The organism is Noviherbaspirillum aerium, from assembly GCF_008929045.1.
In the GTDB taxonomy this organism is placed as follows: domain Bacteria; phylum Pseudomonadota; class Gammaproteobacteria; order Burkholderiales; family Burkholderiaceae_D; genus Noviherbaspirillum; species Noviherbaspirillum aerium.
The window spans coordinates 88,548-114,070 of record NZ_VFAH01000013.1 but is presented as its reverse complement, the minus strand read 5'-3'; the positions used below and the strand labels follow the sequence as shown (position 1 = coordinate 114,070).

The 25,523-nt window shown below is 63.2% G+C and carries 19 protein-coding genes; 7 read left to right on the top strand and 12 right to left on the bottom strand.

What is annotated here, in order from left to right; translation table 11 throughout:
• Nucleotides 1-42 precede the first annotated feature (42 nt).
• The 3 genes from FH061_RS18480 to pgi form a co-directional block, all read right to left on the bottom strand.
• The gene (locus FH061_RS18480) at nt 43-912 is read right to left on the bottom strand and encodes an SIS domain-containing protein (RefSeq protein ID WP_151637310.1); all 870 of its coding nucleotides are present in this window, start codon (nt 910-912) and stop codon (nt 43-45) included.
• A 14-nt stretch (nt 913-926) separates the two neighbouring features.
• A complete protein-coding gene (zwf, locus tag FH061_RS18475; RefSeq protein ID WP_151637309.1) occupies nt 927-2,405 on the bottom strand; it encodes a glucose-6-phosphate dehydrogenase in 1,479 nt (492 codons plus the stop codon).
• Between the two features lie 140 nt (nt 2,406-2,545).
• Nucleotides 2,546-4,204, bottom strand: coding sequence for a glucose-6-phosphate isomerase (gene pgi / locus FH061_RS18470; RefSeq protein WP_151637308.1), 1,659 nt, complete (start codon nt 4,202-4,204; stop codon nt 2,546-2,548).
• Between the two features lie 245 nt (nt 4,205-4,449).
• Between pgi and edd the strand changes: the two genes are divergently transcribed.
• Complete coding sequence (edd, locus tag FH061_RS18465) at nt 4,450-6,372, top strand: phosphogluconate dehydratase (protein ID WP_151637307.1); 1,923 nt, start codon at nt 4,450-4,452, stop codon at nt 6,370-6,372.
• A gap of 2 nt (nt 6,373-6,374) precedes the next feature.
• A complete protein-coding gene (locus tag FH061_RS18460; RefSeq protein ID WP_192805130.1) occupies nt 6,375-6,998 on the top strand; it encodes a bifunctional 4-hydroxy-2-oxoglutarate aldolase/2-dehydro-3-deoxy-phosphogluconate aldolase in 624 nt (207 codons plus the stop codon).
• Between the two features lie 386 nt (nt 6,999-7,384).
• On the opposite strand, the gene FH061_RS18455 is transcribed toward FH061_RS18460, so the two are convergent.
• From FH061_RS18455 to FH061_RS18445, 3 genes are read right to left on the bottom strand one after another with little or no spacing between them, the layout of a single operon-like run.
• Nucleotides 7,385-8,335, bottom strand: a complete 951-nt coding sequence (locus FH061_RS18455) for a diguanylate cyclase (protein ID WP_151637305.1) — start codon at nt 8,333-8,335, stop codon at nt 7,385-7,387.
• A gap of 47 nt (nt 8,336-8,382) precedes the next feature.
• Nucleotides 8,383-8,997, bottom strand: a complete 615-nt coding sequence (locus FH061_RS18450) for a chemotaxis protein CheX (protein WP_151637304.1) — start codon at nt 8,995-8,997, stop codon at nt 8,383-8,385.
• Between the two features lies 1 nt (nt 8,998).
• Complete coding sequence (locus tag FH061_RS18445) at nt 8,999-9,358, bottom strand: response regulator (RefSeq protein WP_151637303.1); 360 nt, start codon at nt 9,356-9,358, stop codon at nt 8,999-9,001.
• 156 nt (nt 9,359-9,514) lie between these two features.
• Between FH061_RS18445 and rpiA the strand changes: the two genes are divergently transcribed.
• Nucleotides 9,515-10,186, top strand: a complete 672-nt coding sequence (gene rpiA, locus FH061_RS18440) for a ribose-5-phosphate isomerase RpiA (protein WP_151637302.1) — start codon at nt 9,515-9,517, stop codon at nt 10,184-10,186.
• A gap of 137 nt (nt 10,187-10,323) precedes the next feature.
• On the opposite strand, the gene FH061_RS18435 is transcribed toward rpiA, so the two are convergent.
• Complete coding sequence (locus tag FH061_RS18435; protein WP_151637301.1) at nt 10,324-10,596, bottom strand: oxidative damage protection protein; 273 nt, start codon at nt 10,594-10,596, stop codon at nt 10,324-10,326.
• A gap of 62 nt (nt 10,597-10,658) precedes the next feature.
• Complete coding sequence (gene argA, locus FH061_RS18430; RefSeq protein ID WP_151637300.1) at nt 10,659-11,969, bottom strand: amino-acid N-acetyltransferase; 1,311 nt, start codon at nt 11,967-11,969, stop codon at nt 10,659-10,661.
• Between the two features lie 95 nt (nt 11,970-12,064).
• Here argA and hrpA point away from each other — a divergent pair, with 95 nt between their 5' ends.
• On the top strand, nt 12,065-16,147 hold the full coding sequence (gene hrpA / locus FH061_RS18425; RefSeq protein WP_151637299.1) for an ATP-dependent RNA helicase HrpA: 4,083 nt from the start codon (nt 12,065-12,067) through the stop codon (nt 16,145-16,147).
• 39 nt (nt 16,148-16,186) lie between these two features.
• Here the strand turns inward: hrpA and FH061_RS18420 are convergent, their stop codons facing one another.
• Entirely contained in the window at nt 16,187-17,110 is a 924-nt protein-coding gene (locus FH061_RS18420) for a LysR family transcriptional regulator (protein WP_192805133.1), read from the bottom strand.
• Between the two features lie 97 nt (nt 17,111-17,207).
• Between FH061_RS18420 and metE the strand changes: the two genes are divergently transcribed.
• The 3 genes from metE (at nt 17,208) to dcd (ending at nt 21,785) form a co-directional block, all read left to right on the top strand.
• Nucleotides 17,208-19,535 (top strand): 5-methyltetrahydropteroyltriglutamate--homocysteine S-methyltransferase, encoded by a 2,328-nt coding sequence (gene metE, locus FH061_RS18415; RefSeq protein WP_151637297.1) that lies wholly within the window; start codon nt 17,208-17,210, stop codon nt 19,533-19,535.
• A 205-nt stretch (nt 19,536-19,740) separates the two neighbouring features.
• The gene (locus FH061_RS18410) at nt 19,741-21,066 is read left to right on the top strand and encodes an NAD(P)/FAD-dependent oxidoreductase (protein ID WP_151637296.1); all 1,326 of its coding nucleotides are present in this window, start codon (nt 19,741-19,743) and stop codon (nt 21,064-21,066) included.
• A 152-nt stretch (nt 21,067-21,218) separates the two neighbouring features.
• Nucleotides 21,219-21,785: a dCTP deaminase gene (gene dcd / locus FH061_RS18405; RefSeq protein ID WP_151637295.1), complete on the top strand. Its 567-nt coding sequence runs from the start codon at nt 21,219-21,221 to the stop codon at nt 21,783-21,785.
• A 299-nt stretch (nt 21,786-22,084) separates the two neighbouring features.
• On the opposite strand, the gene FH061_RS18400 is transcribed toward dcd, so the two are convergent.
• Genes FH061_RS18400 through FH061_RS31050 form a run of 3 tightly spaced genes read right to left on the bottom strand, consistent with a single transcriptional unit; the run spans nt 22,085 to nt 25,353 of the window.
• On the bottom strand, nt 22,085-23,527 hold the full coding sequence (locus tag FH061_RS18400) for a DUF1501 domain-containing protein (RefSeq protein ID WP_151637294.1): 1,443 nt from the start codon (nt 23,525-23,527) through the stop codon (nt 22,085-22,087).
• Nucleotides 23,528-23,535: 8 nt separating this feature from the next.
• Nucleotides 23,536-24,849, bottom strand: coding sequence for a DUF1800 domain-containing protein (locus tag FH061_RS18395; protein ID WP_225984724.1), 1,314 nt, complete (start codon nt 24,847-24,849; stop codon nt 23,536-23,538).
• Between the two features lie 12 nt (nt 24,850-24,861).
• Nucleotides 24,862-25,353: a DUF1800 domain-containing protein gene (locus tag FH061_RS31050; protein ID WP_225984723.1), complete on the bottom strand. Its 492-nt coding sequence runs from the start codon at nt 25,351-25,353 to the stop codon at nt 24,862-24,864.
• Nucleotides 25,354-25,523: the final 170 nt, after the last annotated feature.

Genomic DNA, 25,523 nt, shown 5'->3' with positions numbered 1-25,523 from the left:
TAGACATGCGTCAGGACAATATTGCGAGCAAGACTGCCGGGATCAGAGTTTGGGCGGATGGCGCAGGAAGGAATCGAACTGCATGTCCAGTTTTTGCAGCGCCTTTTGCGCGTTTTGCATCTTTTTGCGGAATTCCGGCCCGCCCTTGAGCGCCAGGCCGACCGCAAGGATATCGATGACGACCAGATGCGCCAGGCGTGCCGAAATCGGCGTATAGGGATCGATGTTGAAACTCAGGTCGATCGGCACCAGCACGGTCGCCAGATCCGACAGCGGCGTGCCGCTGGGCGTGAGCGCCACCACGTCGGCGCCGACGCGGCGCGCCAGTTGCACGCTGTGCAGCAGCGCGGTGCTGTTGCCGCGCTGGGAAATGGCCACCACCGTGTCGCCTTTCTTGAGCAGGGCGGCGGAAATCGCGTGGATGTGCGGGTCGGCATAAGCGACCGTCGGCACGCCGGAGCGGAAGAACTTGTGCTGGGCGTCCGAGGCGACGATGCCCGACGTGCCCTGGCCCCAGAATTCGATCTTGTTGGAGCGCGACAGCAGATCGAGCGCCTTTTCGATGGCGGCAGGCTGCAGGTTGTTGCGCAGGTCGAGCAGGGTATTGATCGAGCGGCTGCAGATCTTGTTGACCAGGTCCGCGGCAAGATCGTCCTGCAGCATGGATTCATCGGCATTCGGCAGCGCCAGCGCCAGCGTCTGCGCCAGCTTGAGCTTGAACTCGTGCCAGCCGTCGTAACCCAGCGCCCGGCAGAAGCGCACCACCGTCGGTTCCGACACCTGCGCATTCTTGGCCAGCGCGGTGATGTTGCCCGAAACCGCCAGGTCGGGATTCTTCAGGACCGCGACCGCGACCTTCTTTTCCGACTTGGACAGGGCGTCAAGCTGGGTTCTGATGGAGTCGAGCAGCATGGTTGGTCAGTGTGTCATTCAGGTATCGATTCTTCGCGCCATTGCAGGCCGTCGCGGGCTACCAGCGCGCTTGCCGCGGCCGGGCCCCAGGTTCCTGCAGTATAGGGCACGGGCTCGTCCCCTTCATGTTCCCAGTAATCCAGTATCGGTTCAACCCATTCCCATGCGGCTTCCAGTTCGTCGCTGCGCATGAACAGCGTCAGCTGGCCGCGCAGCACGTCGAGCAGCAGGCGTTCGTAGGCATCCATGCGCGGCATCTTGAAGGTTTCCCGGAAATCCATTTCCAGTTCCACCGGTCGCAGGCGCATGCCGTCGCCCGGTGTCTTTGCCATCAGCTGCAATTGCAGTTCCTCTTCCGGCTGCAGTCGGATCAGCAGGCTGTTGGGCTGGAAACTGCTGTTGGGCCGCGCGAAGATCGACGCCGGAATCTTCTTGAAACGCACCACGATTTCCGCCAGCTGGTCGGCCATGCGCTTGCCGGTGCGCAGATAGAAGGGCACGCCGGCCCAGCGCCAGGTATCGATCTCGGCCTTGAGCGCCACGAAGGTTTCGGTGCGGGATTCCGGATTGGCATTGGGCTCCTTGCGGTAGCCGGGCACGGCGACGCCGTTGACGTGGCCGGAGCGGTACTGGCCGCGCACCACGTCCTGCGCCAGCGTGTAGGGCGTAAAACGCTTGAGCGAGCGCAGCACCTTCAGCTTTTCGTCGCGCACCGCGTCCGCCGAGGCCGACACCGGCGGTTCCATGGCTACGATGCACAGCAGCTGCAGCAAATGGTTCTGCAGCATGTCGCGCAGCGCGCCTGCCGTATCGTAATAATCAAGGCGATTGCCGACGCCGAGTTCTTCGGCGATGGTGATCTGCACATCCGAAATCCATTCACGCCGCCAGAGCGGCTCGAACAGCACATTGCCGAAGCGCAGCGCCAGCAGATTCTGCACGGTTTCCTTGCCGAGGTAGTGATCGATGCGGTAGATCTGCGATTCGGAGAAGACCTGTCCCACTTCGCGGTTGATCTGGCGGGCGCTGGCGAGGTCGCGTCCCAGCGGTTTTTCCAGCACCACGCGGGAATTGGCGCTGGCCAGGCCCGCTTCCTTGAGATTCCGGCAGATGGTTGCGAACAGGCTGGGCGGCATGGCAAGGTAGAACACCCGCACGATCCCGCCATCATCGGGGCCATCGCGCAAGGCCGACTTCAGCGCCGCGTAAGTGGCGGCATCGGCGGCGTCGAGCGACACGTAACTGATGCGGTTGCGGAAACGTTCCCATACGGCCTGATCGGGATTGCCCGAGGCGACGTGCGGCCGGGCGTTCTGCTCCATGGCGTCGAGGAATTCCTCCCGGCTCCATGGATTCCTGCCGACGCAGATGATGCGCGCGGTCGGCGGCAGGCTGTTGGCGCAGTCGCGGTTGTAGAGCGCCGGCAGGAGCTTGCGCATGGAAAGGTCGCCGCTGCCGCCGAACAGGACCAGATCAAAATCGGAAAGTGCCATGATGGGAACCAGGGTCGCCGGCGCAAGCCGGCTGGACCGTTATCGAAAGAAGTGAGAATAAGGTGAGTATGGCTGGCTTGTCCCGCATTCGCTTGATTTGCCGATGCGCCGACATGCGCCTTGCCGCCGTCAGGGCGCCATCATGATGACAAGGGCGACAATGCCGCCCGCGCGCGCGCGATCAGGCCGTTGGTCGAGCTGTCATGCGCCTCCGGCCGCGGAGCGCCGTTGATTTCCGGTTCGATATTCTTGGCCAGCACCTTGCCGAGCTCCACGCCCCACTGGTCAAAACTGTTGATGTCCCAGATCACGCCCTGGACGAACACCTTGTGTTCGTAGAGTGCGATCAGCGCGCCGAGCGTGGCCGGCGTCAGCGATTCCATCAGGATGGTATTGCTCGGGCGGTTGCCGGGGAAGACCTTGTGCGGCAGCAGCGCGGCAATCTGTTCTTCGGGCAGGTTCTGCGCCTTCAGTTCGGCGCGCACTTCGTCGGCATTCTTGCCGAGCATGAAGGCTTCCGACTGGGCGAAGCAGTTGGCGAGCAGCACCGCATGATGGCCGGGAAGGGCGTGCGTCGGCTTCAATGCGGCAATGAAATCAACCGGGACGATGTCGGTGCCCTGGTGCAGCAGCTGGAAATAGGCATGCTGGCCGTTGGTGCCGACATCGCCCCAGACCACCGGGCCGGTCTCCTCCTGCAGCGCCTGGCCGGAACGGGAAACGCGCTTGCCGTTGCTCTCCATGTCGAGCTGCTGGAGGTAGGCGGCGAACTGGCCGAGATCCTGGTGGTAGGGCGCGATCGAGATGGAGCCGCTATGGAAGACATTGCGATACCAGATGCCTATCATCGCCAGCAGTACCGGCATGTTGCTTTCCAGCGGCGCGCTCTGGAAATGCCGGTCCATCGCATGGGCGCCGTCGAGGAACTGGCGGAAATTGTCGAAGCCGACCGCCAGCGCGACCGGCAGACCGATCGCCGACCAGACGGAGTAGCGGCCGCCGACCCAGTCCCAGAAAGGAAACATGTTGTCGGGGTCAATGCCGAAACCGCGGACCGCATCCGTATTGGTCGATACCGCGACGAAATGTTTCGCCAGCTCGGCCTCGCTGCCGGTTTTCAGGAACCATGCGCGGGCGGACTGCGCATTCATCATGGTTTCCCGCGTGGTGAAGGTCTTCGATGCAACAATGAACAGCGTTGTCTCGGGATTGAGCTTCGACAACACGGCATCGAGGTCATGGCCGTCGACATTGGCAACGAAATGAAAGGACAGACCAGGGTGCGCGAAGGAGCGCAGCGCGCGGCACACCATCTCCGGGCCGAGATCGGAACCGCCGATGCCGATATTGACCACATCGGTCATGGTCTTGCCGCTGCGTCCGCGCCATTGCCCGGAACGCACCCGTTCGACGAATGCCGCCATGCGATCGAGCACCGCATGAACCTCCGCAACAGCATCTTGTCCATTGACGATCAGCCGGCTGCTGCGCGGCGCCCGCAGTGCGGTGTGCAGCACGGAGCGGTTTTCCGTATTGTTGATTCTTTCCCCGCTGAACATCGCGTCGCGGCGCGCTTCGACGCCTCGCTCCCTGGCGAGATCCATCAGCAGCGACAGCGTGGTGTCGTCGATGCGGTTCTTCGAGTAGTCGAGGAAAAGGCCCGCCGCTTCGACGGAGTAGCGGGAAAAGCGGTCTTGCTGGCGTGAGAAGAGGTCGCGCAGCTGCCATTGGCCGGCTTCGGCCTGATGGCGGATCAATGCTTGAAATGCGGGAGTTTCCGTAAGTGCGTTCTGATGCATGGGCGGTCCGAGGCAAACAAAGAGCTGAAGGAATCGTGGCGTCCAACTATACAATACTTTTTGGTAAATTCACTACAGAATTGCCAAGTACTCAACTGGCCCTTGAGTTTTCTCAGTGACGTCCTTCGAAAGTGCGTGTTGGTCGCCTGCAGTGGTTTTCCAGGGGAGGGGCGGGCCTTCGATCGAACCGGCAGCGCGGCAAGAAATTTTGTAGTAAAATTTCAAAAACACAGTGGAATTCGAATATGTCACTTCAATCCGTACATCCCGTACTTGACGCGGTCACCCGCCGCATCATCCAGCGCAGCGCGCCGTATCGCGCATCATACCTCGCCAGAATCGAAGCGGCCCGCCAGAAGGGCGTGCATCGCGGCGCATTGGCCTGTACCAACCTCGCGCATGGTTTCGCGGCGTTTCCCGCCAACGACAAGCTCATGCTGAAGCAGGTGAAGGCGCCGTCCGTGGCCATCGTTTCAGCGTATAACGACATGCTCTCGGCGCACCAGCCCTTCGAGCATTTCCCTCACATCATCAAGGAGGCCGTGCGCGCCGCCGGCGCGGTTGCGCAATTCGCGGGCGGCACGCCGGCGATGTGCGACGGCGTCACCCAGGGCCAGCCCGGCATGGAATTGTCGCTGTTTTCGCGCGACGCCATTGCAATGGCCACCGCGATCGCCCTGTCGCACAATATGTTCGACGCGGCGGTCTATCTTGGCGTATGCGACAAGATCGTGCCCGGCCTGCTGATCGGCGCGCTGCACTTCGGCCACCTGCCGGCGGTCTTCATTCCGGCCGGCCCGATGACCACCGGCATCTCCAATGCCGAAAAGGCCAAGACGCGCCAGCTGTATGCGCAAGGCAAGGTGGGGCGCGAAGCGCTGCTCGAATCGGAATCGCAGTCCTATCACAGCGCCGGCACCTGTACCTTCTACGGCACCGCCAACAGCAACCAGATGCTGATGGAAGTCATGGGACTGCACCTTCCGGGTACCGCCTTCATCACTCCCGGCACGCCGCTGCGCGATGCCCTGACCGCGGCTGCGGCACGCCGGGCGGTGGAAATCAGCGAGCAGGGCGGGACCTATATCCCGGTCGGCCGCGTGGTCGATGAAAAGTCCATCGCCAATGCGATCGTGGCCCTGCTGGCCACCGGCGGCTCCACCAACCATACGCTGCACCTGGTGGCGATGGCACGCGCCGCCGGCATCGTCATCGACTGGAACGACTTCGACGAACTGTCCGGCGTGGTGCCGCTGCTGGCACGCATCTATCCCAACGGCGATGCGGACGTCAACCATTTCCATGCGGCCGGCGGCACCGGTTTCGTGATCCGCGAACTGCTCGACGCCGGCCTGCTGCACGACGACGTGACCACCATCCTCGGACAAGGCTTGCGCGCCCACTGCACCGAACCCTTCCTCGAAGGCGATTCGGTAGTCTGGCGTCCTGCCGCTGAAAAGAGCGGCGATGACAAGGTGCTGCGCACGGCCAGCGAGCCATTTTCTCCCGACGGAGGCCTGCGCCTGATGTCGGGCAATCTCGGGCGCGCGGTGATCAAGGTGTCCGCGGTCAAGCCGCAGCATCGCATCGTTGAAGCGCCTGCCATCGTTTTCAATTCGCAGGAAGAGTTGATGGAGGCCTACAAGGCGGGCCAGCTTGATCGCGACTTCGTTGCCGTCGTTCGCTACCAGGGGCCGCGTGCCAACGGCATGCCGGAACTGCATGCGATGACGCCGGCGCTGGCCAACCTGCAGGATGCCGGGCGCCGCGTCGCACTCGTGACGGACGGCCGCATGTCCGGTGCGTCGGGCAAGGTTCCGGCCGCCATCCATGTATCGCCGGAGGTGCTTGCCGGCGGACCGCTGGGCAAGGTGCGTACCGGCGACGTCATCCGTCTCGACGCCGAAACCGGCACGCTGCAGGCGCTGGTTCCGCAAGAGGAATGGGATCGCCGCGACATCGAAGCCGCCGACCTGTCGGCCAGCCAGGTTGGCATGGGGCGTGAACTGTTCGCCCTGTTCCGCAATGGCGTCAGCGCCGCGGAAGAGGGTGCGGCCACCTTCGGCCTGCCGCCGGCGCTGCATCTTCCCGAAGAGCAGCACAACACCCTGGCCACACCGCAAGCCGTCAATTATTCCGACGAAGACTCACTCATCACACGCCAATAATCATGACTCTGCTCGACATCATGCGCACCTCGCCGGTCATTCCGGTCATTGCCATCGACAATCTCGACCACGCCGTACCGCTGGCCAAGGCACTCGTTGCCGGCGGTATCCGGGTACTGGAAGTCACCCTGCGGACCGAACACGGCTTGCCCGCCATTCGCGCCATGGCAGAGCAGGTACCCGGTGCGATCGTCGGGGTCGGAACCCTGACCCAGCCGGAAGAATTTCGCGCCGCTCGGGAGGCGGGTGCGGTATTCGGCGTCTCGCCCGGACTGACGCCCAGCCTGATTGAAGCCGCGAAAACAAGCGGCTTGCCGCTGCTGCCCGGCGTCATGTCGCCGTCCGAAGTGATGGCGGCGCGCGAAGCCGGATTCCGCCAGCTCAAGCTGTTTCCCGCGGTTCCGGCGGGCGGTGTCGGCATGCTCAACGCGATTGCCGGTCCGCTGCCCGATGTGACCTTCTGCCCGACCGGCGGCATTTCGCAGGAAACCGCCGCGAAGTTCCTGGAGTGCAAGAACGTCGCTTGCGTCGGCGGTTCCTGGCTGACGCCGAAGGAAGCGCTGAAGAATGGCGACTGGCAGATGATTACCGAACTGGCGGCTGCGGCCAGCGGTTTGCGGAAGTAGCAATCCGGCGAAGGCGGGTTTCAGGATGTCGTGCAGGTGCTCGCTTTGTCCGCCTTGGAGCATGCAGGCTGCGGGAGTGTAGGGAAGCCGGCGCGCGTATTGGCGTGTATTGAGAGCGTTGCGCTTCCGTGACCTGATGGCCGCGTCGCGCAGCGGAGCGGCTTCAACGGAATCAGAGGAAACCCATCCCCGCCTGGCGGCCCCCGTGAAGAGGGGCGGATGTCCTTCATGTCTGTGCCACCAAGCCTCGCAGAGGCAATGGGCGCAGCGAGTTTCCTCTGTCTCCCCGGCTGAATACAAAGGGGAGTATCCAGACTGGCGTATCGCTACCGTAAAAGTAAAAAAGCGAAATCAAGTCATCGAGCCCAGCTAAGCCAGCTAGCCGGTTAACTCAGCTTGCTGTCCAGGTAGACGGCAACGCGGTTCCTGCCGGCCCGCTTGGCCTGATAGAGCGCCCGGTCGGCGGCATGGATCAGGCTCCCCGTCGTGGTCGATAGCTCCGGCACCAGCGTGCTGACGCCGAGGCTGATCGTGACGTGGCGCGAGACGCCGGAAAAGGCATGTTCGACCGCCAGCGCCTCGACCTCGGCACGCATCGCTTCCGCTACCTGCAGCGCGCCATCTTTGTCGGTATCGGGAAGCACCACGGTGAATTCCTCGCCGCCGTAGCGCGCCACCAGATCGCGCGCGCGGTTGAGCACGCGGGTCAGTGCGCCGGCAATCTGCACCAGGCAGTCATCGCCGCGCTGGTGGCCGTAGTTGTCGTTGTAATCCTTGAAGGAGTCGACGTCGATCATGAGCAGGGAGATCGGTGCGACATTGCGCTTGGCGCGTCGGAATTCATCTTCAAGGTGCAGGTCGAAACGGCGGCGGTTGGCGATGCCGGTCAAGCCGTCAACCAGGGTTTGCGATTCGAGTTCCACCGCCATTTCACGCAGCTTGCGCTCGCGCGCCACCGCCGTGCTGACATCGGTGATCTGCACCAGGCAGTGTCGTCCCGGCGGCACCTGCAGCGGCATCACATGAACCGCCTGCTGCATGCGCGCGCCGCTTGCCGCATCCGCCGGATTGGCGAACAGCGGGAAGGGCGCCTTGTTCAGTGTCTGGGAAAGCAGCGATGCAAGGTTGTTCCGCAGTGCCGCTTCGATTGCGACATGGGTGCGCCCCCTAACCATGTCGGGCAGCGCTTCGCTGAAGGTCTTGCCGAGGACAAGCTGCGACGGCAGGCGGGAATGCTGCTCCACCCACTCGTTCCAGAGGACGATACGCTCCTCTGCATCGAGCACGATGATGCCGGTCCGTACCGCCTTCAGCACTCCTTCAAGCAAGCTTTGCATGGATGATGTCGCCACGTTTGCCTTCAACAGAATTCCAACTCGCACCGCTAGCCGGTCAGGCTGGCCAGGTAACTGTCGATGTATTGCGTGAGGTCCTGCAGTGCCGGCAGATCGAGCAGGAAGGCGACGTAGCCGTAGATATGGTGCCGCTCGATGTTGAAATCGATCTTCAAGGTCATGACCACGCCGTCCCATTGCTTGCCTGACTGGCCGAGGATGTCGTCGCCGGTGCCGACATGGTACATCGGCAGCGATCCCTGCAATTCCCGTCCGGAGGCATTGGCCAGCGTCGCCATGCAGGAATTGAGGATGATATTGCCGATCTCGCTCATCGCTTCCTGTTCCATTTCGCTCAATTCTTCGAGCGAAAGGCTCTGGCCCACCATCAGGCGCACGATCTCCAGGCTCTTCTCTTCGGGGAACATGAGAAAGGCTTCGGTGTTGAAGGCGCCGCTGAATTGCTGGGCAATCGCGCAGATCCGGCGTCCTTCCCGGCTGCCAAGCGTATGCGCCACCTCGGAGCGGCTCTGGAAGCTGATCAGCGGCACCGACATCGTGACTTCCTCATTCACGATGCGGCTCATTGCCGCCGCCGCCTGGCCGACACCAATGTTGAAGATCTCGACGAGAGCGTCGTGCTGAAGCTCGGTGAGCTGGAACATGCTATTTCCCGAATTCGGCGATGATCTGCTCGATGCGATCCTCGGTGATCGGCTTGGCTGCAAAACCGATTCCCAGGGATTCGGCCTTTTCGCGGATTGCGTCCTGCACATTGGCCGTCAGCAGGGTAATGCGCGCGCTCGGGCACTTCGCCTGTATCTGGCCGACCGCCGCCAGGCCGCCCATGCCGGGCATGTTCAGGTCGAGCAGCACCAGGTCAGGCGTCACGTTATCGAGCCTCGCGATCGCCTCTTCACCGCTTGCGGCCTCGGCAATGGTCCAGGTCGGCTGTTTCTGGAGAAGAAACTGCCTTGAGAGCATGCGGGAGATGCGGCTGTCGTCCACCACGAGTACGGTTGTCATGTTTGCATCACTTTAAAACGGTCTGACGTCAAATTAGTGCTCTATAGCAAGTTTAACATCTGAAACCCCTACGCCACTCATGGTTTAGTAGAAAAAACCTAAAGTGCGGGACCGGAGCGCTTAAAATACGTCCTCCGATTTTTCATGCAATGCACCATGACCCAAGACGAACTCAAGCAAGCAGTCGCGCGCGCTGCCATCGACTATGTCCCCACCGGCGAAATCATCGGCGTCGGCACCGGTTCCACGGCCAATTTCTTCATCGATGAACTCGGCAAGATCAAGGATCGCGTCAAGGGTGCGGTGGCCTCTTCCGAAGCGACCGCGGATCGCCTGCGTTCGCACGGCATCCCGGTGCTCGACCTGAACGACGTCGACGCCATGTCGATCTACATCGACGGCGCCGACGAAATCACGGCTTCGGGTGCGATGATCAAGGGCGGCGGCGCAGCGCTGACGCGCGAAAAGATTGTCGCTTCGGTCGCGAAGCAGTTCATCTGCATCGCCGACGGCTCCAAGCTGGTGGATGTGCTGGGCGCCTTTCCGCTGCCGATCGAAGTCATTCCCATGGCGCAGGCCGCCGTGGCGCGCAAGCTCAAGACCTTGGGTGGCGAGCCGCGTCTGCGGGTCAAGGATGGCAAGCCGGTGATGACCGATAACGGCTGCGTGATCATCGACCTGGTCGGGCTGCGGATTACCGATCCAAGCAAGCTGGAAGCGGAAATCAACAACATCGTCGGTGTGGTCACCGTCGGCCTGTTTGCACAGCGCGGCGCCGATGTGGCGCTGCTCGGCACGGCCGAAGGCGTGAAGACGCTGAGTTTCTGATGCAAGCTTCCCGTGCCGGATAGCTGGCCTCCGCCACCGGGAAGATGGAAAAAAGCCGCTGAATTGCTCCAGCGGCTTTTTTATCTGCATCGCAAGCGCTCGTGCGGCGGCTGCCTTGAAAGCCGATGCCGCAAGCCTTATTCGGAAGGCGGCACGTAGCCGGCCGCGGCATCGGCGCCGGAACCGAAGAAATGGTTTTCCATCTGGGTGGCCAGGTATTTCCGGGCGCGCGCGTCCGCCAGGTTCAGCCGGTTTTCATTGACCAGCATGGTCTGGTGCTTGAGCCAGCCGGCCCAGGCTTCCTTGGAAACATTTTCATAAATTTTCTTGCCGAGTTCGCCGGGATACGGCGGAAAATCCAGACCTTCGGCTTCCTTGTTCAGCTTGACGCAGTGGACCGTGCGGGCCATGTTCTACTCCTTGTTGATTCAAAACGTGTGAAACGCGCCTCCGGCTGGAGGACGCGCGGTTTTCAAAGTTGCTTGATCAGTACCACCGACTTGCGCTGCCAGTTATACATGTGCTGCCGGTCTTTCGGCAGATCGTCGACCGTTGCCGGGACGAAGCCGCGTTTCATGAACCAGTGCGCGGTGCGGGTCGTGAGTACGAACAGTCTCGTGAACCCGGCGGCGCGCGCCCGGTTTTCCATGTGCTTGAGGATGCGCTCGCCGTCGCCCTGGCTCTGCACTTCCGGATTGACGGTCAGGCAAGCCATTTCGGCCATCTTTTCCGCCGGGAACGGGTAGAGCGCCGCGCAGCCGAAGATGACGCCGTCGTGCTCGATCACGGAGAAATAGTCGATTTCCCGTTCGATCAGCTCGCGGCCCCGCTTGACCAGGGTGCCGTCGGCTTCCAGCGGTTCGATCAATTTGAGGATGCCGCCCACATCTTCAATGGTCGCCTCGCGCAGGGTTTCCAGGTTCTCGGTGCTGACCATGGTGCCGACGCCGTCATGGGTAAAGATTTCCAGCATGGCCGAGCCGTCGAGTTCGAAGGGCACGATATGCGAACGCGGCACGCCACTGCGCGATGCCTTGACGCAATGGCGCAGGTAGAAAGCCGTGTCCGGCGGCAAGACGCTGGCCTTGAGCAGGACGTCGGCCTGCGCCGCCGTCAGCTCGCGGATGTCGCGGCCTTCGGCATCGGTCATCATCGGCGTTTCGGTGATGAAAATCAGCTTGTCGGCGCGCAGCGCGGTCGCAGCCGATACGGCCACGTCTTCCATGGTCAGGTTGAAGGCTTCGCCGGTCGGGGAAAAGCCCAGCGGCGACAGCAATACCAGGCCGCCGGCACTTAATATCGGATGGATGGTCTCATAGGCAATCTTGCGCGCCACCCCGGTGAATTCCAGGTCGACGCCATCGATGACGCCGATCGGCCGGGCGGTCACGAAGTTGCCGGAAATGATGCGGATCGCCGCATGCGCCATCGGCGTGTTCGGCAGGCCCTGGCTGAAAGCGGCCTCGATATCGAGGCGCAGCTCGCCGGCGGCTTCCTTCACGCATTCCATCGCCGGCGCGTCGGTGATGCGCAGGCCGTTGTGGTAGCGGGCGGTCAGGTTGCGCAAGGCGAGCTGTTCCTCGACCTGCGGGCGGGAACCATGCACGATCACGACCTTGATGCCGAGCGCATGCAGCAGGGACAGGTCCTGCGCCAGCACGGGCAGGGCGCCGGCCATCACCAGTTCGCCGGGAAACGCCACGACGAAGGTCTTGCCGCGGAACGCGTGAATATACGGCGCCACCGAGCGCAACCATTGCACAAACTGTATTGGATTTTCCATGATGCGCATTATATACAGAGCTTCCCCGCAGCCGGTCCGGCAGAGCCGGCCTTCCTTGAGGTCCGGTAAGGCCGCCTCTGTATAATTCCCCCGATATGTCAGCTCCAGAACAATTACAGAAACCCGCGCCCGATGCGGGCACCGCGCAACAGGCGGAAAAGACGGAAAAAACCCCAAGGCCAACGCAAAAGCCGGTGCAGCCGGAGAGGCCGCATAGGCCACAGACGCCGCAGACGCCGCAGACGCCGCAGGATTCGCAAAGACAGCAGAATCCGCGCGACAACGGCAGGCCGAGGCAACAGCAGCCCAAGGCTGCGCCCGAGCCGGTCGTCCGCAATCCATTGCCGCCGATTATCTTTCCCGAAGAGCTGCCGGTTTCCGGCCGGCGCCAGGAAATCGCGGATGCCTTGCGCGCCAACCAGGTCATCATCGTTTCCGGCGAGACCGGTTCCGGCAAGACCACGCAGCTCCCCAAGATCTGCCTTGAACTCGGCCGCGGCCAGGCCGGACTGATCGGCCACACCCAGCCGCGCCGGATCGCGGCGTCATCCACCGCCAAGCGCATCGCCCAGGAACTGGGTTCGCCGCTGGGCGAGCATGTCGGCTTCAAGGTGCGTTTCACCGATACCCTGTCGAGGGGCGCGTCGGTCAAGCTGATGACCGACGGCATCCTGCTGGCCGAGACGCAGACCGATCCGCTGCTGCGGCAGTACGACACCATCATCATCGACGAGGCGCATGAGCGCAGCCTGAACATCGACTTTCTGCTCGGCTACCTCAAGCAGCTGCTGCCGCGCCGCCCCGATCTCAAGCTCATCATTACCTCCGCGACCATCGATGCCGAGCGCTTCGCCCGTCATTTCGCGCGCGGCGACAAGCTGGCGCCGGTGATCGAGGTGTCGGGCCGCCTGTATCCGGTGGAAATCCGTTACCGGCCGGTGGAGCCCGCGGAAAAGCCCGACCGCCCGGATGGCCGTTCGTCGGCACAGAAGGAGCAGCGCGACCTGATGGATGCCGTGGTCGATGCGGTCGACGAGCTGGCGCGTCTCGGGCCCGGCGATGTGCTGGTGTTCCTGCCCGGCGAACGGGAAATCCGCGATGCCGCCGAGGCGCTGCGCAAGCATCATCCGCCGCATGTGGAAATCCTGCCGCTGTTTGCCCGCCTGTCGGTGCAGGAACAGGAGCGGGTGTTCAAGACTTCGAATGCGCGGCGCATCGTGCTGGCGACCAACGTCGCCGAGACTTCGCTGACCGTGCCCGGCATCCGCTATGTGGTCGATGCCGGCCTGGCGCGGGTCAAGCGCTACAGCTATCGCAACAAGGTCGAGCAGCTGCAGATCGAGCCGGTCGCGCAATCCGCCGCCAACCAGCGCGCCGGCCGCTGCGGCCGCGTGGCGGCAGGCGTCTGCATCCGCCTTTATGAGGAACAGGACTTCCTGCAGCGGCCGAAATTCACCGATCCGGAAATCCTGCGTTCCTCGCTGGCGGCGGTCATCCTGCGCATGAAGGCGCTGCGGCTGACCGATGTCGAAACCTTTCCCTTCATCGAACCGCCGCTCGGCCGCGCGATCGCCGACGGCTACCAGCTGCTGCAGGAGCTGGGCGCGGTCGACGACAACAACCAGCTCACCCCGCTTGGCCGCCAGCTGGCCAAGTTGCCGCTCGATCCCCGCGTCGGCCGCATGATCCTCGCCGCGCGCGACAATGCCGCGCTCTCCGAAGTGCTGATCATCGCCGCCGCGCTGTCGGTGCAGGACCCGCGCGACCGCCCGATGGAGGCGCAGGATGCGGCCGACAACGCGCACAAGAAATTCGCCGACGACAAGTCCGAGTTCCTCAGCTATCTCAAGATCTGGAAGTGGTTCGACGAAGCCATCGAGCACAAGAAATCCAACCGGCAGCTGATGGACAACTGCCGCGCCAATTTCCTGTCGCAGATTCGGCTGCGCGAATGGCGCGACGTCCACTCCCAGCTGCTGACGCTGGTCAAGGAGCAGGGCTGGCGCATGAATGAATCGCCGGCGACCTATGAGCAGCTGCATACCGCGCTGCTGACCGGCCTCTTGGGCAACGTCGGCTATAAGGCCGACGACGAGCCGCATTATCTCGGCGCGCGCGGCATCAGGTTCCATATCTGGCCCGGCTCCAGCCTGGCCAGGAAAGCGGGGCGCTGGATCATGGGCGCCGAACTGGTGGAAACCACGCGGCTGTATGCGCGCTGCATCGCCCAGATACAGCCCGAATGGCTGGAGCGTATCGGCGGCCACCTGCTCAAGAAATCCTACGGCGATCCGCGCTGGGAAAAGCGCACCGCGCAGGTGTCCGCCTTCGAGCGCGCTACGCTGTATGGCCTGGTGGTGTACAGCCAGCGGCGCATCGACTACGGGCAGATCAATCCGAAGGAAGCGCGCGAGATATTCATCCGCAGCGCGCTGGTGGCCGGCGAATACGAGACCCGTTTCCCTTTCCTCGCGCATAACCAGAAGCTGGTGCGCGAGATCGAGAACCTGGAACACAAGTCGCGCCGCCTCGACGTGCTGGTCGACGAGGAATTGATTGCGGCCTTCTACGACAAGCTGATTCCGCAGGAAATCCATGCCGGCATCAGCTTCGAGAAGTGGCTCAAGGACGCGACGGCGAAGAATCCCAAGCTGCTGCACCTGAACCGCGACGACCTGATGCGCCATGAAGCGGCGGGCGTCACCACCGACCTGTTCCCGAAGACCATGCAGGTGGCCGGCGTGCCGATGACGCTGAGCTATCACTTCGAGCCGGGCAGCCCGCGCGACGGCGTGACGCTGGCCGTGCCGCTGTATGCATTGAACCAGGTGTCGGCCGACCGCTGCGACTGGCTGGTGCCCGGCATGCTCAAGGAAAAGGTGCATCTGCTGCTCAAGTCCCTGCCGCAGAAGCTGCGCCGGCATTGCGTGCCGCTGCCCGATTATGCGGCAGGGTTCTGCGAGCGGGCCGAGTTCGGCAGGGGCAACCTGATCGATGCGGTGATCGCCGACGTGCGCGAGCAGACCGGCGTCACCGTCAAGACCACCGACTTCAAGCTGGAGACCCTGCCCGCGCATCACTTCATGAATTTCAAGATCATCGACGAGCATGGCAGGCAGCTCGAGATGGGCCGCAACCTGGCGAACCTGCAGGCGGAATTCGGCGGGCAGGCGAGGGAAAGTTTCCAGCGCATCGCCGAAAGGAATGCCGTGGCCGCGATGGAAGCGGGTACGGCCGACAAGCCGCAGCTGCAGGCGGTGGCCGCTCCTGACACGGGCAAGACCGCAGGCAAGCCAACCGGCGACACCCGGAAAACCGCTGCGGCGGAGCACCAGAACCTGAGCGCATGGACTTTCGGCGAGTTGCCCGAACTGCTGGAAATCCAGCAGGGCAGGCAAAGCCTGATCGGTTTCCCGGCGCTGGTCGACAAGGGCACGCATTGCGATCTTGAAGTCTTCGACGATCCGGCCGAAGCGGCGCGCGTGCACCATGTCGGGCTGCGCAAGCTGTTTGCGCTGCAGTTGCGGGAACAGATCAAGTTCCTCGAAAAGAACGTGCCCGGCCTGCAGCAGATGGGCATGCAGTACATGTCACTCGGCTCGCAGGAAGAATTGCGCGACCAGATCATCCAGGCGGCGCTGGACCGCGCCTGCATGCAGGACCCGCTGCCGAAGAACGCCGAGGAGTTCAACCGCCGCAAGGAGGAAGGCAAGTCGCGCATCGGCCTTCTGGTCAACGAGATCGCGCGGCTGGCGGCGCAGGTCCTTGCCGAGTACTACACCCTGCCCAAGAAGCTGCAGGGCGCCAAGGCCCATGCGCAGAGCGCGGCCGACATGCAGTCGCAATTGCAGTCGCTGGTCGGCAAGCGCTTCATTGCGGACAATGATTACGTGCAGCTTGCCCATTTCCCGCGCTACCTGAAGGCCATCAACATCCGGCTGGAAAAACTGCGGGCCGATGCGGCGCGCGATGCGCGGCTCATGGCGGAGTGGGCGCAGGTCGCGGCGCCGTGGCTGCGCGCCCAGAAGGACAGGCAGAAGAACACCGATCCGCGCATGCTGGAATTCCGCTGGCTGCTGGAGGAACTGCGTGTCTCGCTGTTCGCCCAGGAACTGCGCACGCCGATGCCGGTGTCGGTCAAGCGCCTGCAGAAGGTATGGGAATCGATGCAGCGTTAGCGCCTCACGGCTCATGGCTCATGGCCCACGGCTTAGGGCTCACAGCAGTTCGATGTCCTTCAGGTTCAGGTAGCAGCTTTCCCGGGTGGAGCCGACGAAGTCGGTCAGGTAGGGCTTGGCCGACAGCTCCGGCAGGCAGGCGGCATACAGCTTGCCGGTCAGGCCGTTGGCGGTGATGCGCTTGGCCAGCACATAGTTGCGGTTGAGGTAGTTTTGCGCCGCCCATACCGGAAGCGTCGCGATGCCGCGCCGGCTGGCCACCAGCTGCAGCATCGCCACCGTCAGCTCGGTGGTGCGGCGCTCGGTATCGATGCCGGCGGGTTTGAGCACCTGCCTCACCACATCCAGCATGTCGTCCGATACCGGATAAGTGATCAGCGTATCGCTGGCGAAATCTTCCGCCGTCAGGTAATCGCGCTGTGCCAGCGGGTGGTCTTTCGCCACCAGCGCGACGATTTCGAAGCGGAACAGCGGATGGTAGTCCACGGTTTCGTCGGGATCGATCTCGGCGACGATCGCCACGTCGGCGCGGTGGCTGTACAGCAGTCCGACCGGATCGGCCTGGAATCCCGAAACAATGTCGAGCTCGACCTCCGGCCAGCGATGGCGGAAGGCATCCATCGCCGGCATCAGCCAATCGAAGCAGGTATGGCATTCCACCGCGATCCGCAATTGCCCGGCCGCGCCCTGCACCAGCCGCACGATATCGCGCTCGGCGTTCGCCACCCGCGGCAAGACTTCATCGGCCAGCTTCAGCAGCCGCTCGCCCGCGGGGGTAAAGCGGATCGGCACCGACTTGCGCTCGAACAGGGAAATGCCGTGATGGTCTTCCAGCTGCTTGAGCTGGTGCGACAGCGCCGACTGGGTGAGGTTGAGCAGCGTGGCCGCCCGCAGCAGGTTGCCGGCCTCCCGCAGCGCTACCAGGGTCTTGAGATGGCGGAATTCGAGTATCGACTGCATTATGAATGAAATTCAAGTTGATTCTGAAAACGTATCGTTTGAATCATAAACGAGGATGGCCGACCATGATGCTCTTTCCACCGAATATTGAGAAAAGCACATGGCACAAGCACACATCCCCGGTTTTTCCCGCATTGGCGCGCAGCGCGAACTGAAATTCGCCCTGGAAGGCTTCTGGCGCGGAAGCATCGATGAAGCCACATTGCGCGACACCGGCCGCCTGCTGCGGACGCGCCACTGGACGCTGCAGGCGCAAGCGGGCCTCGACTGGGTCACGGTGGGCGACTTCGCCTGGTACGACCAGATCCTCGGCATGCTGGCGCTGCTCGGCGCGGCGCCTTCGCGCTTCGGCTTCGATCCCGTCCATCTCTCGCTGACGGACTACTTCACCCTCGCGCGTGGCGGCAAGGACCACTTCGCCATGGAAATGACGAAATGGTTCGATACCAATTACCACTACCTCGTCCCGGAGTGGACCGCCGATCTGCGCTTCGACGGCGGCGTCGACTGGCTGTTCGATGAAGTGCGGGAGGCGGCCATGCTGGGTCATCGGGTCAAGGTCGCGCTGCCCGGCCCCTTGACCCTGCTTTATCTCGGCAAGATCAAATCCGGCCTGTCGCACAAGCTCGATCTTCTTCCCCGCGTGATGGAGGGCTATCGCAAGGTGCTGGCCCGCCTCAAGTCCATGGGCGTGGAATGGGTGCAGATCGATGAGCCTATCCTGGCGCTGGAACTCGATGCGCGGTGGCGCGAAGCCTTCCTGCCGACGTATGCGTCGCTTGCGGGCGTGGCGCCGTCGCTGCTGCTGACAAGCTATTTCGACGGGGTCGCCGATTGCGCCGCGCTGCTGCGCGAATTGCCGGTTGCCGGCATCCATCTGGACCTGGTGCGGTGCCCCGGACAGCTGGAAGCCTTTGCCGCCGACTGGCCGCAGGATCGCGTGCTGTCGCTTGGCGTGGTGGACGGACGCAATATCTGGCGCACCGACCTGGATGCTGTGCTGAACATCGTGACGCCCCTGCACAGCCAGCGTGGAGACGGCCTGTGGCTGGCCTCCAGCTGTTCGCTGCTGCATGTGCCGGTCGACCTGGCGCAGGAGAAGGAAAAGGAAAAGGAAAAGGAGAGCGGACTCGATGCCGAGCTGAAAAGCTGGTTCGCGTTCGGCGTGCAAAAGCTCGAAGAACTCGGCGCCCTCAAGACGGCGCTGAACCAGGGGCCGGATGCGGTGCGCGCAGCGCTGGATCGCTCGCGCGCCGCCGCCGGCAGCCGCAAGGTTTCCGCGCGCATTCACAATTCCCTGGTGAAGAAACGCAGCGCAGCCCTCACCGACGGCGATGCACAGCGCCTGTCGCCTTTCGCCGTCCGCATTGCCGCGCAGCATGCGCGCTGGAATCTTCCGGCCTTCCCGACCACGACCATCGGCTCTTTCCCGCAGACGGCGGAGATCCGGCAGGCGCGGGCGGCTTACCGGCGGGGCGATCTCGGCCACCTGGATTATCTGCAGAAAATGCGCGAGGAAATCCGCTTTGCTGTTGCCAAACAGGAAGAGATCGCGCTTGACGTACTGGTGCACGGCGAGCCGGAGCGCAACGACATGGTCGAGTATTTCGGCGAGCAGCTGTGGGGCTATGCGATCAGCGCGAACGGCTGGGTGCAGAGCTATGGCTCGCGCTGCGTCAAGCCGCCCGTCATCTACGGCGACGTGTACCGGCCGGAAGCCATGACCGTGGAGTGGAGCCGCTTCGCGCAGAGCCTGACGTCGCGGCCCATGAAAGGCATGCTCACCGGGCCCGTCACCATGCTGCAATGGTCGTTCGTTCGGGACGACCAGCCGCGCGAGACGACCGCGCTGCAGATCGCGCTGGCGCTGCGGGACGAAGTGGCCGATCTGGAAAAGGCGGGCATCGGCATGATCCAGATCGATGAACCGGCATTCCGCGAAGGACTGCCGCTCAAGCAGCGCGACTGGCCCGCCTATCTGGAATGGGCGGTGCGCGCATTCCGGATCAGCGCCGCCGCCGCGGCTGACGAGACCCAGATCCATACCCACATGTGCTACTCGGAGTTCAACGACATCCTGCCCTGGATTGCGGCGATGGATGCCGATGTCATTACGATCGAGACTTCGCGTTCCGACATGGAGCTGCTGGAAGGCTTCGGGCAGTTCGCCTATCCGAACGATATCGGCCCCGGCGTCTATGACATCCATTCTCCGCGCGTGCCGAAGATCGAAGAGATGCAGCGCCTGCTGCGCAAGGCGATGGAAGTGATTCCGCCGGAGCGTCTGTGGATCAATCCCGATTGCGGACTGAAGACGCGTGGATGGACGGAAACACTCGAAGCCCTGTCGAACATGGTGAGGGCAGCCTGCCTGCTGCGGGAAGAGCTGCCCGGTTCCATGCAGTCGCCCGCGCGGGAATTTGCCTGAGGCAATGATTGGCGCCCGAACCTGCTGCACTCTCCCGAGCCTTTGTTTTAGCTCATGCCTTCCGGTTGAGCTTGTTCAACGGAGGCGACAGGTACGGCCAATATAGTGAGACCTAAAGAAGTCCTATCCAACAGGAGAAGGAAATGCGGTTCATCACCATATCGGCCAATCGCCTGCATGCATGCAGCAAAGGCAGGGTGGCTCCATGAGACATGTGATTCTCGGCAACGGCCCGGCGGGCGTGATCGCCGCCGAAACGCTGCGCAAGAATGCGCCGGCCGATGACATCATCCTTGTCGGCGACGAGGTGGAGATGCCTTATTCGCGCACGGCGCTGCCCAGCCTGATCGCGGGACAGATCAGCGAAGCCAGCATGCGTCTGCGGCGCGACAAGGATTATTTCTCACGGCTCCGGGTGCAGCAGGTATTCGGCCGCGCGGCGCATGTCAGCGCCCGTACCCGCACCGTCAAGATGGAAGACGGCAGCGCCATCGAATTCGACAAGCTGCTGATCTGCACCGGTTCCAAGCCCCGCGTCCCCACCATTCCCGGCATCGATTTCCCCGGCGTGCATGCCTGCTGGACCCTGCAGGATGCGCGCCAGATCGCGGCGCTTGCCCAGCCAGGCACCCGCGTGGTGCTGGTCGGCGCCGGATTCATCGGCTGCCTGGTCATGGAAGCCCTGGCCAAGCGCGGCGTCGATCTTACCGTGGTGGAGAAACGCGACCGCATGATGGCCGGCGCGCTGTGCCGCGGTGCGGGCGACATGGTGATGCGCTGGTGCGAGAGGAAGGGCATCAAGGTCCACACCTCGACGCGCGTCGTCGCGATCGGCACCAGCACCCTGCAGACGCTCGGCGCGCCGCACATCGCGCGCCTTTCCAATGGCGCCCAGTTGCAGGCCGACCTCATCGTCTATTGCGCCGGCAGCACGCCGAACATCGATTTCCTGCGCGGCAGCAGCATCAAGTTCCTGCAGGGCGTGGTGGTCGACGACACCATGCAGACCAATGTGCCGGGAATCTATGCCGCCGGCGATTGCGCCGAAACCTTCGACGAGGCCGCCGGCCGCAGCATCATCGCCGGCGTGCAGCCGAATGCCGGCGACCAGGCCTACTGTGCGGCGCTCAACATGGCCGACAAGCATGCGGTGCAGCGCTCGGTACGCCAGATCGACGTGTTCGATACCATGGGGCTGATTTCCGCCTCCTTCGGCCACTGGCAGGGCATACGCGGCGGCGAGTGGGTGGAATTCGCCGATCCGGCCAATTTCAAGTACATGCGGCTCGAATTCAGCCGGGACATCCTGGTCGGCAGCAATACCGTCGGCCTGACCGAGTACTCCGGCGTGCTGCGCGGACTGATCCAGCATCAGGTCCGGCTCGGCGACTGGAAGGAGCGGCTGCTCAAGGATCCGATGGTGCTCAAGGATGCCTATACGGAGTGCGTGCAGCAGCATTACGTGCACCAGGCGTCGATCTTCCACAATCCGCCGGGACTGCAGCCCGAGCCGGCCAGGCAGGCGGTGTAGGGCGGCGGCCCGGCATCCGCCATGAATGCTGGTTCGGGCCTTGTTTTCGCGTAAAATCGCGGGAATTCGCGCATCGCGGGAAGTGCGCCGGTTGCTGACCGGCCCGGCCCGGTTGTGCTTCGTTCCCGTTCCCCCAATATCCCGCGAAAACAATGAGCATCAAATCCGACAAGTGGATCCGCCGCATGGCACAGGACCACGGCATGATCGAACCGTTCGAAGCCGGCCAGGTGCGCCATGTCGACGGCCACAAGATCGTCAGCTACGGCACTTCCTCCTATGGCTACGATATCCGCTGCGCCGACGAATTCAAGATCTTCACCAACATCAACAGCACGATTGTCGATCCGAAGAATTTCGACGAAAAATCCTTCGTCGACTTCAAGGGCGATGTCTGCATCATCCCGCCCAACTCCTTCGCGCTGGCGCGCACCGTCGAATACTTCCGCATTCCGCGCAGCGTGCTGACCATCTGCCTAGGCAAGTCGACTTATGCCCGCTGCGGCATCATCGTCAACGTCACGCCGTTTGAACCGGAATGGGAAGGCTATGTGACGCTGGAGTTTTCCAACACCACGCCGCTGCCGGCGAAGATCTATGCCGGCGAGGGCTGCGCGCAGGTCCTGTTCTTCGAGAGCGATGAAGTGTGCGAAACCTCGTACAAGGACCGTGGCGGCAAGTACCAGGGACAGCGGGGCGTGACACTGCCCAAGACCTGATTGAGGATGCGGGACATCCGTCATCATAGTAGTGCAGGCCTCCGTGCCTGCACAAAGACCTGTGTCCGAAGCATGCGCAGGCACGCAAGCCCGCACTGCTGATGTCTGTTCCGCCTTTTCCTCCTTCCGTTGCGCCTTCCGTCCAAAAAAAAACCTTCCCCCAAAACGGAGGAAGGTCAGGGTTGGGCGAGGTTACATGCGATACCACGTACTTCACGCAGTCGCGCCCGCACCCGAAACTTCCCCGCACGGGGAAGCAGCCCTTCAGGAGAGACCGGTACCGGGCCCGCGCCCCGGGGTCATGCCATGAACCCCAGGTTGCGAACCGAAAAATTGCCGATGTTCGGAAACACATCGGCGATCTGCCCATCGCTCAGTCCGAACCACTTCGCCAGCGTGGCCGCATACTGATCGACTGAAATCGCCGGCAGCAGGCTGCCGGAGCCAACATCCTCGGCATGGTTGAGTCCCGTCACCGGGAAGCTGCCGTAGATATCCTTGCCCTTGACCGCGCCGCCCATCACGAAATGGTGCGCACCCCAGCCATGGTCGGTGCCGTCGCCGTTGCTGGTGAAGGTGCGCCCGAAATCGGACGCGGTGAACAGCGTCACTTGCCGGCGCAGGTCGGCGCCGCCCAGCGTGGCCAGGGTCGTATCGAAATACGACATCGCATGGGCCAGCTTGGCCATCAGGTCGGCATGATTGGCCTTCTCGAAATCATGCGTGTCGAAACCGCCCATGCTCACGAAAAAGATCTGGCGCTGCGCCCCGAGACCGCTGCGGCCGGCGATGACCCTCGCCACCGTCTGCAGCTGGACGGCGAGCGGATTGCTGGCCAGCGCACCGGTGTTGGGATTGGTGTACTGCGTGGGATTCGGCACGCCACCGGCGCCGGCCGGCGCCATCGCCGTGCTCAGCACGCCTTGCGCATCGATGGACCGCTTCACGATGGCGGCATGGTCCTGCTCGAACACATTGCTGCGGTTGCCGGTCAGGATGGCCTGCAGGGCATTCGATCCGGCCGGCGCGCCGAACAGCGAGCCGTTGACACCCCCGATCGGCACCGCGCCGGACGCATTCACCTGGTACTGGTTGATGCGCTGGCCGGCCAGGAACACCGCATTGCCGGCCGCCGATATCGAAGTGAAGGTGGCATTGCCATTCATCGAGGCCAGCAGATCGCCCATGCGTCCGCCCCAGCCGAACTTGGCGCCTTCCGGGCGGGACGACTGCCACAGCGACTGCTGGTCGTTATGCGAGAACAGCTTCGGCGGCAGCGGCACGCTCTGCGCCTTGTACTGCGCCCTGGTCGTGGGCATCACCAGCGGGCCGACATTGGCCACCACGGCGGCGCGTCCATTGTCGAACAGTTCCTTCAGCGGCCCAAGGCCGGGATGCAGCGCGAACTCGCGCCCCGGCTGTGCGGTATCGGGCGCGATCGGCAGCACCCCGCCCGGCAGGCCGGCGGCGGGCAGGGCGATGGAGCCGGCGTCGCTGGTGGTGCGTACCGAGGCGTACGATGCCCAGGAACCCGGATCGGTGGCGAGCACCGTGTTCGCCTGATCGTTGCCGCCGGCAAGGAACAGGCAGACGACGGCCTTGTAATCGCCGGCGGTCTGGGCGGCGGCCGCGCCCATGGTCAGCAGGTTCAGCGCGAACGGCGCGCCGGAAGCGCCGACCATGGACATCAGCGAGGCGGCTCGCAGGAAGTGCCGGCGGGAGGCATTGGGTTTGTCAGTCATGTCGAATCCTATTTCTGCACCAGGTATTCCGGCGACGCCATGGCAAGGAACACCGCCAGGCAGACGCGGTTCCTGCGGGCCGTTGCGGCGCTGGTCGCATTGGTCGAGGAAATGCTGACCGAGTTGACGGCGTTGATGATTCTTCCGCGCAGCGTGGCCGGCATCTGGTTTGCCATCAGCAGCAGGTTGACGCGATCGACCAGCTTGTCGGGCGTGTCGGCGAGCGACAGTTCGATGCCGTAATCCGGCTTGACGTCGCGCGTGTTGCCGGTGCCGTTGGCAATCACGTCGCGCATGAAATTCAGATAGCCGACCACCGAGGTCTCGCCGGTGATCTGCATCTCCGGTGAAACCAGACCGGCAGCGGCGATCGCGGTGTTCGGCGGCACATAACCCGGGCGGTAGAAATTGAAGACCGACGGGCTGCGCATCGGCGTCTGCCCGAGCGAGGCGAGCGGATCGTCGAAACTGCTCGACATCAGGAAGCGCCCCGAAGTCGATCTGGCGCCAAAGGCCCGCATCCAGTTGGCCAGCCGCAGCACCGGTTCGCGCAGCTTGCCGCTGCGCGGGTCGGCGAGCACCGTATCGCCGCGCGCCTCCGGGTCGAGCAGGATGGCGCGGATCACCGCTTTCATGTCGCCGCGCACGCCTTGCCCGTTGTTGGCGAAGGCACCAGCCACCCGGCCGATGTACTGGGGGCTGGGATTGCTGGTGACGAGGCGCTGTATCAGTTGCCGGCCGATGAAGGGGCCGACGTTGGGATGGTTGAACAGGGTATCGAGCGCCATCTTCAGGCTGGTTTCGGGCGTTGCGCCAGCGGGTACGGTCACGCCAAGGAACCGCTTCTCGGATGGAGAATGGAATTTCGGATAAGCCTGCATCGGCAGCCAGTCCCGGTTGGGATCGGCATTGCCGCCGTAGAAGCGGCTGTCGCCCTTGTCGGCGCCGGCCCAGCTCCAGCCGGTGAAGACCTTGGCCAGCCCGCTGATGTCGGCGCTGGTATAGGTTTCGACCGGCTGGTTGTCGATCAGCTTGAGCGAGCCGTCGGGATTGAGTTCATTCAAGCCGATAGTCAGCAGCTGCATCACTTCGCGGGCGAAATTTTCATCCGGCACGCGCGTGCCCGATTCCTTCTGGTTGCGCATCGAGGTGAGATAAATGCCCATCATCGGATGCAGGGCGACGGCTTCGAGCAGGTTGCGGAAGTTGCCGAAGGCATGGGCGGCCAGCGTGTCGTAATAGGAGGCGACGCCGCGCGGATAGCTGTTGACGGTACTGTCCAGCACGGAAACGACAAAGATCTGCGAGAGAGCGAAGGCCATGCGCTGGCGCAGCTAGTCCTCGCCGGTGACAGCCTGCTGCCAGAACGATTCCTGGACGTGGTATTGGGTTGCCCGCACAGCAAGCGTGGCAGTGATGCTGTCGATGTAGGCCCGATGCAGCGCCTGCGGTTTTGCGAACTGCTCTTCGATCCAGGCGGTATAGCCGCTCGCGGTCAGGCGGTCGATATCCGCCGTGGTCGCGCCGAAGCTCGCCTGCGCCAGCATGCGCGATGCCTGCGCAGGGGAAGGCATGTCGGCTGTCGTGCCGGCGATGCTTCCAATGCCGGTGCCAATCCCGGAGCCGCCGGCGCCGATGCCGCCGACGTTTCCATTAACGAGAGTGCTGCCGCCAGCGCCTGAATCATGGCCGGCACCGGCATTGGAAGCATCGCCGCCTTCACTGCCCACACCCATACCGGCGACGCTTCCTCCACCTCCGCCGCAGGATGCAAGAAGCACCAATGCGACTGCCGAAAGCGCCTTTCGAAATCTAGGGGACTGCATGTTGTTCTCCGTTCGACAAGGCCCGCAAAATGTTGCCTTGGAGCATTGGATGGATGATGAACGGAAAGGTTCGGAGACGATGTTTCTTAAATGCGACAAATGTTTCTGGATGTAATTTTTACTCTGCGCTAACGAGCTGTCTTGCAGCAGAAACGTATTCGAGCAGATCA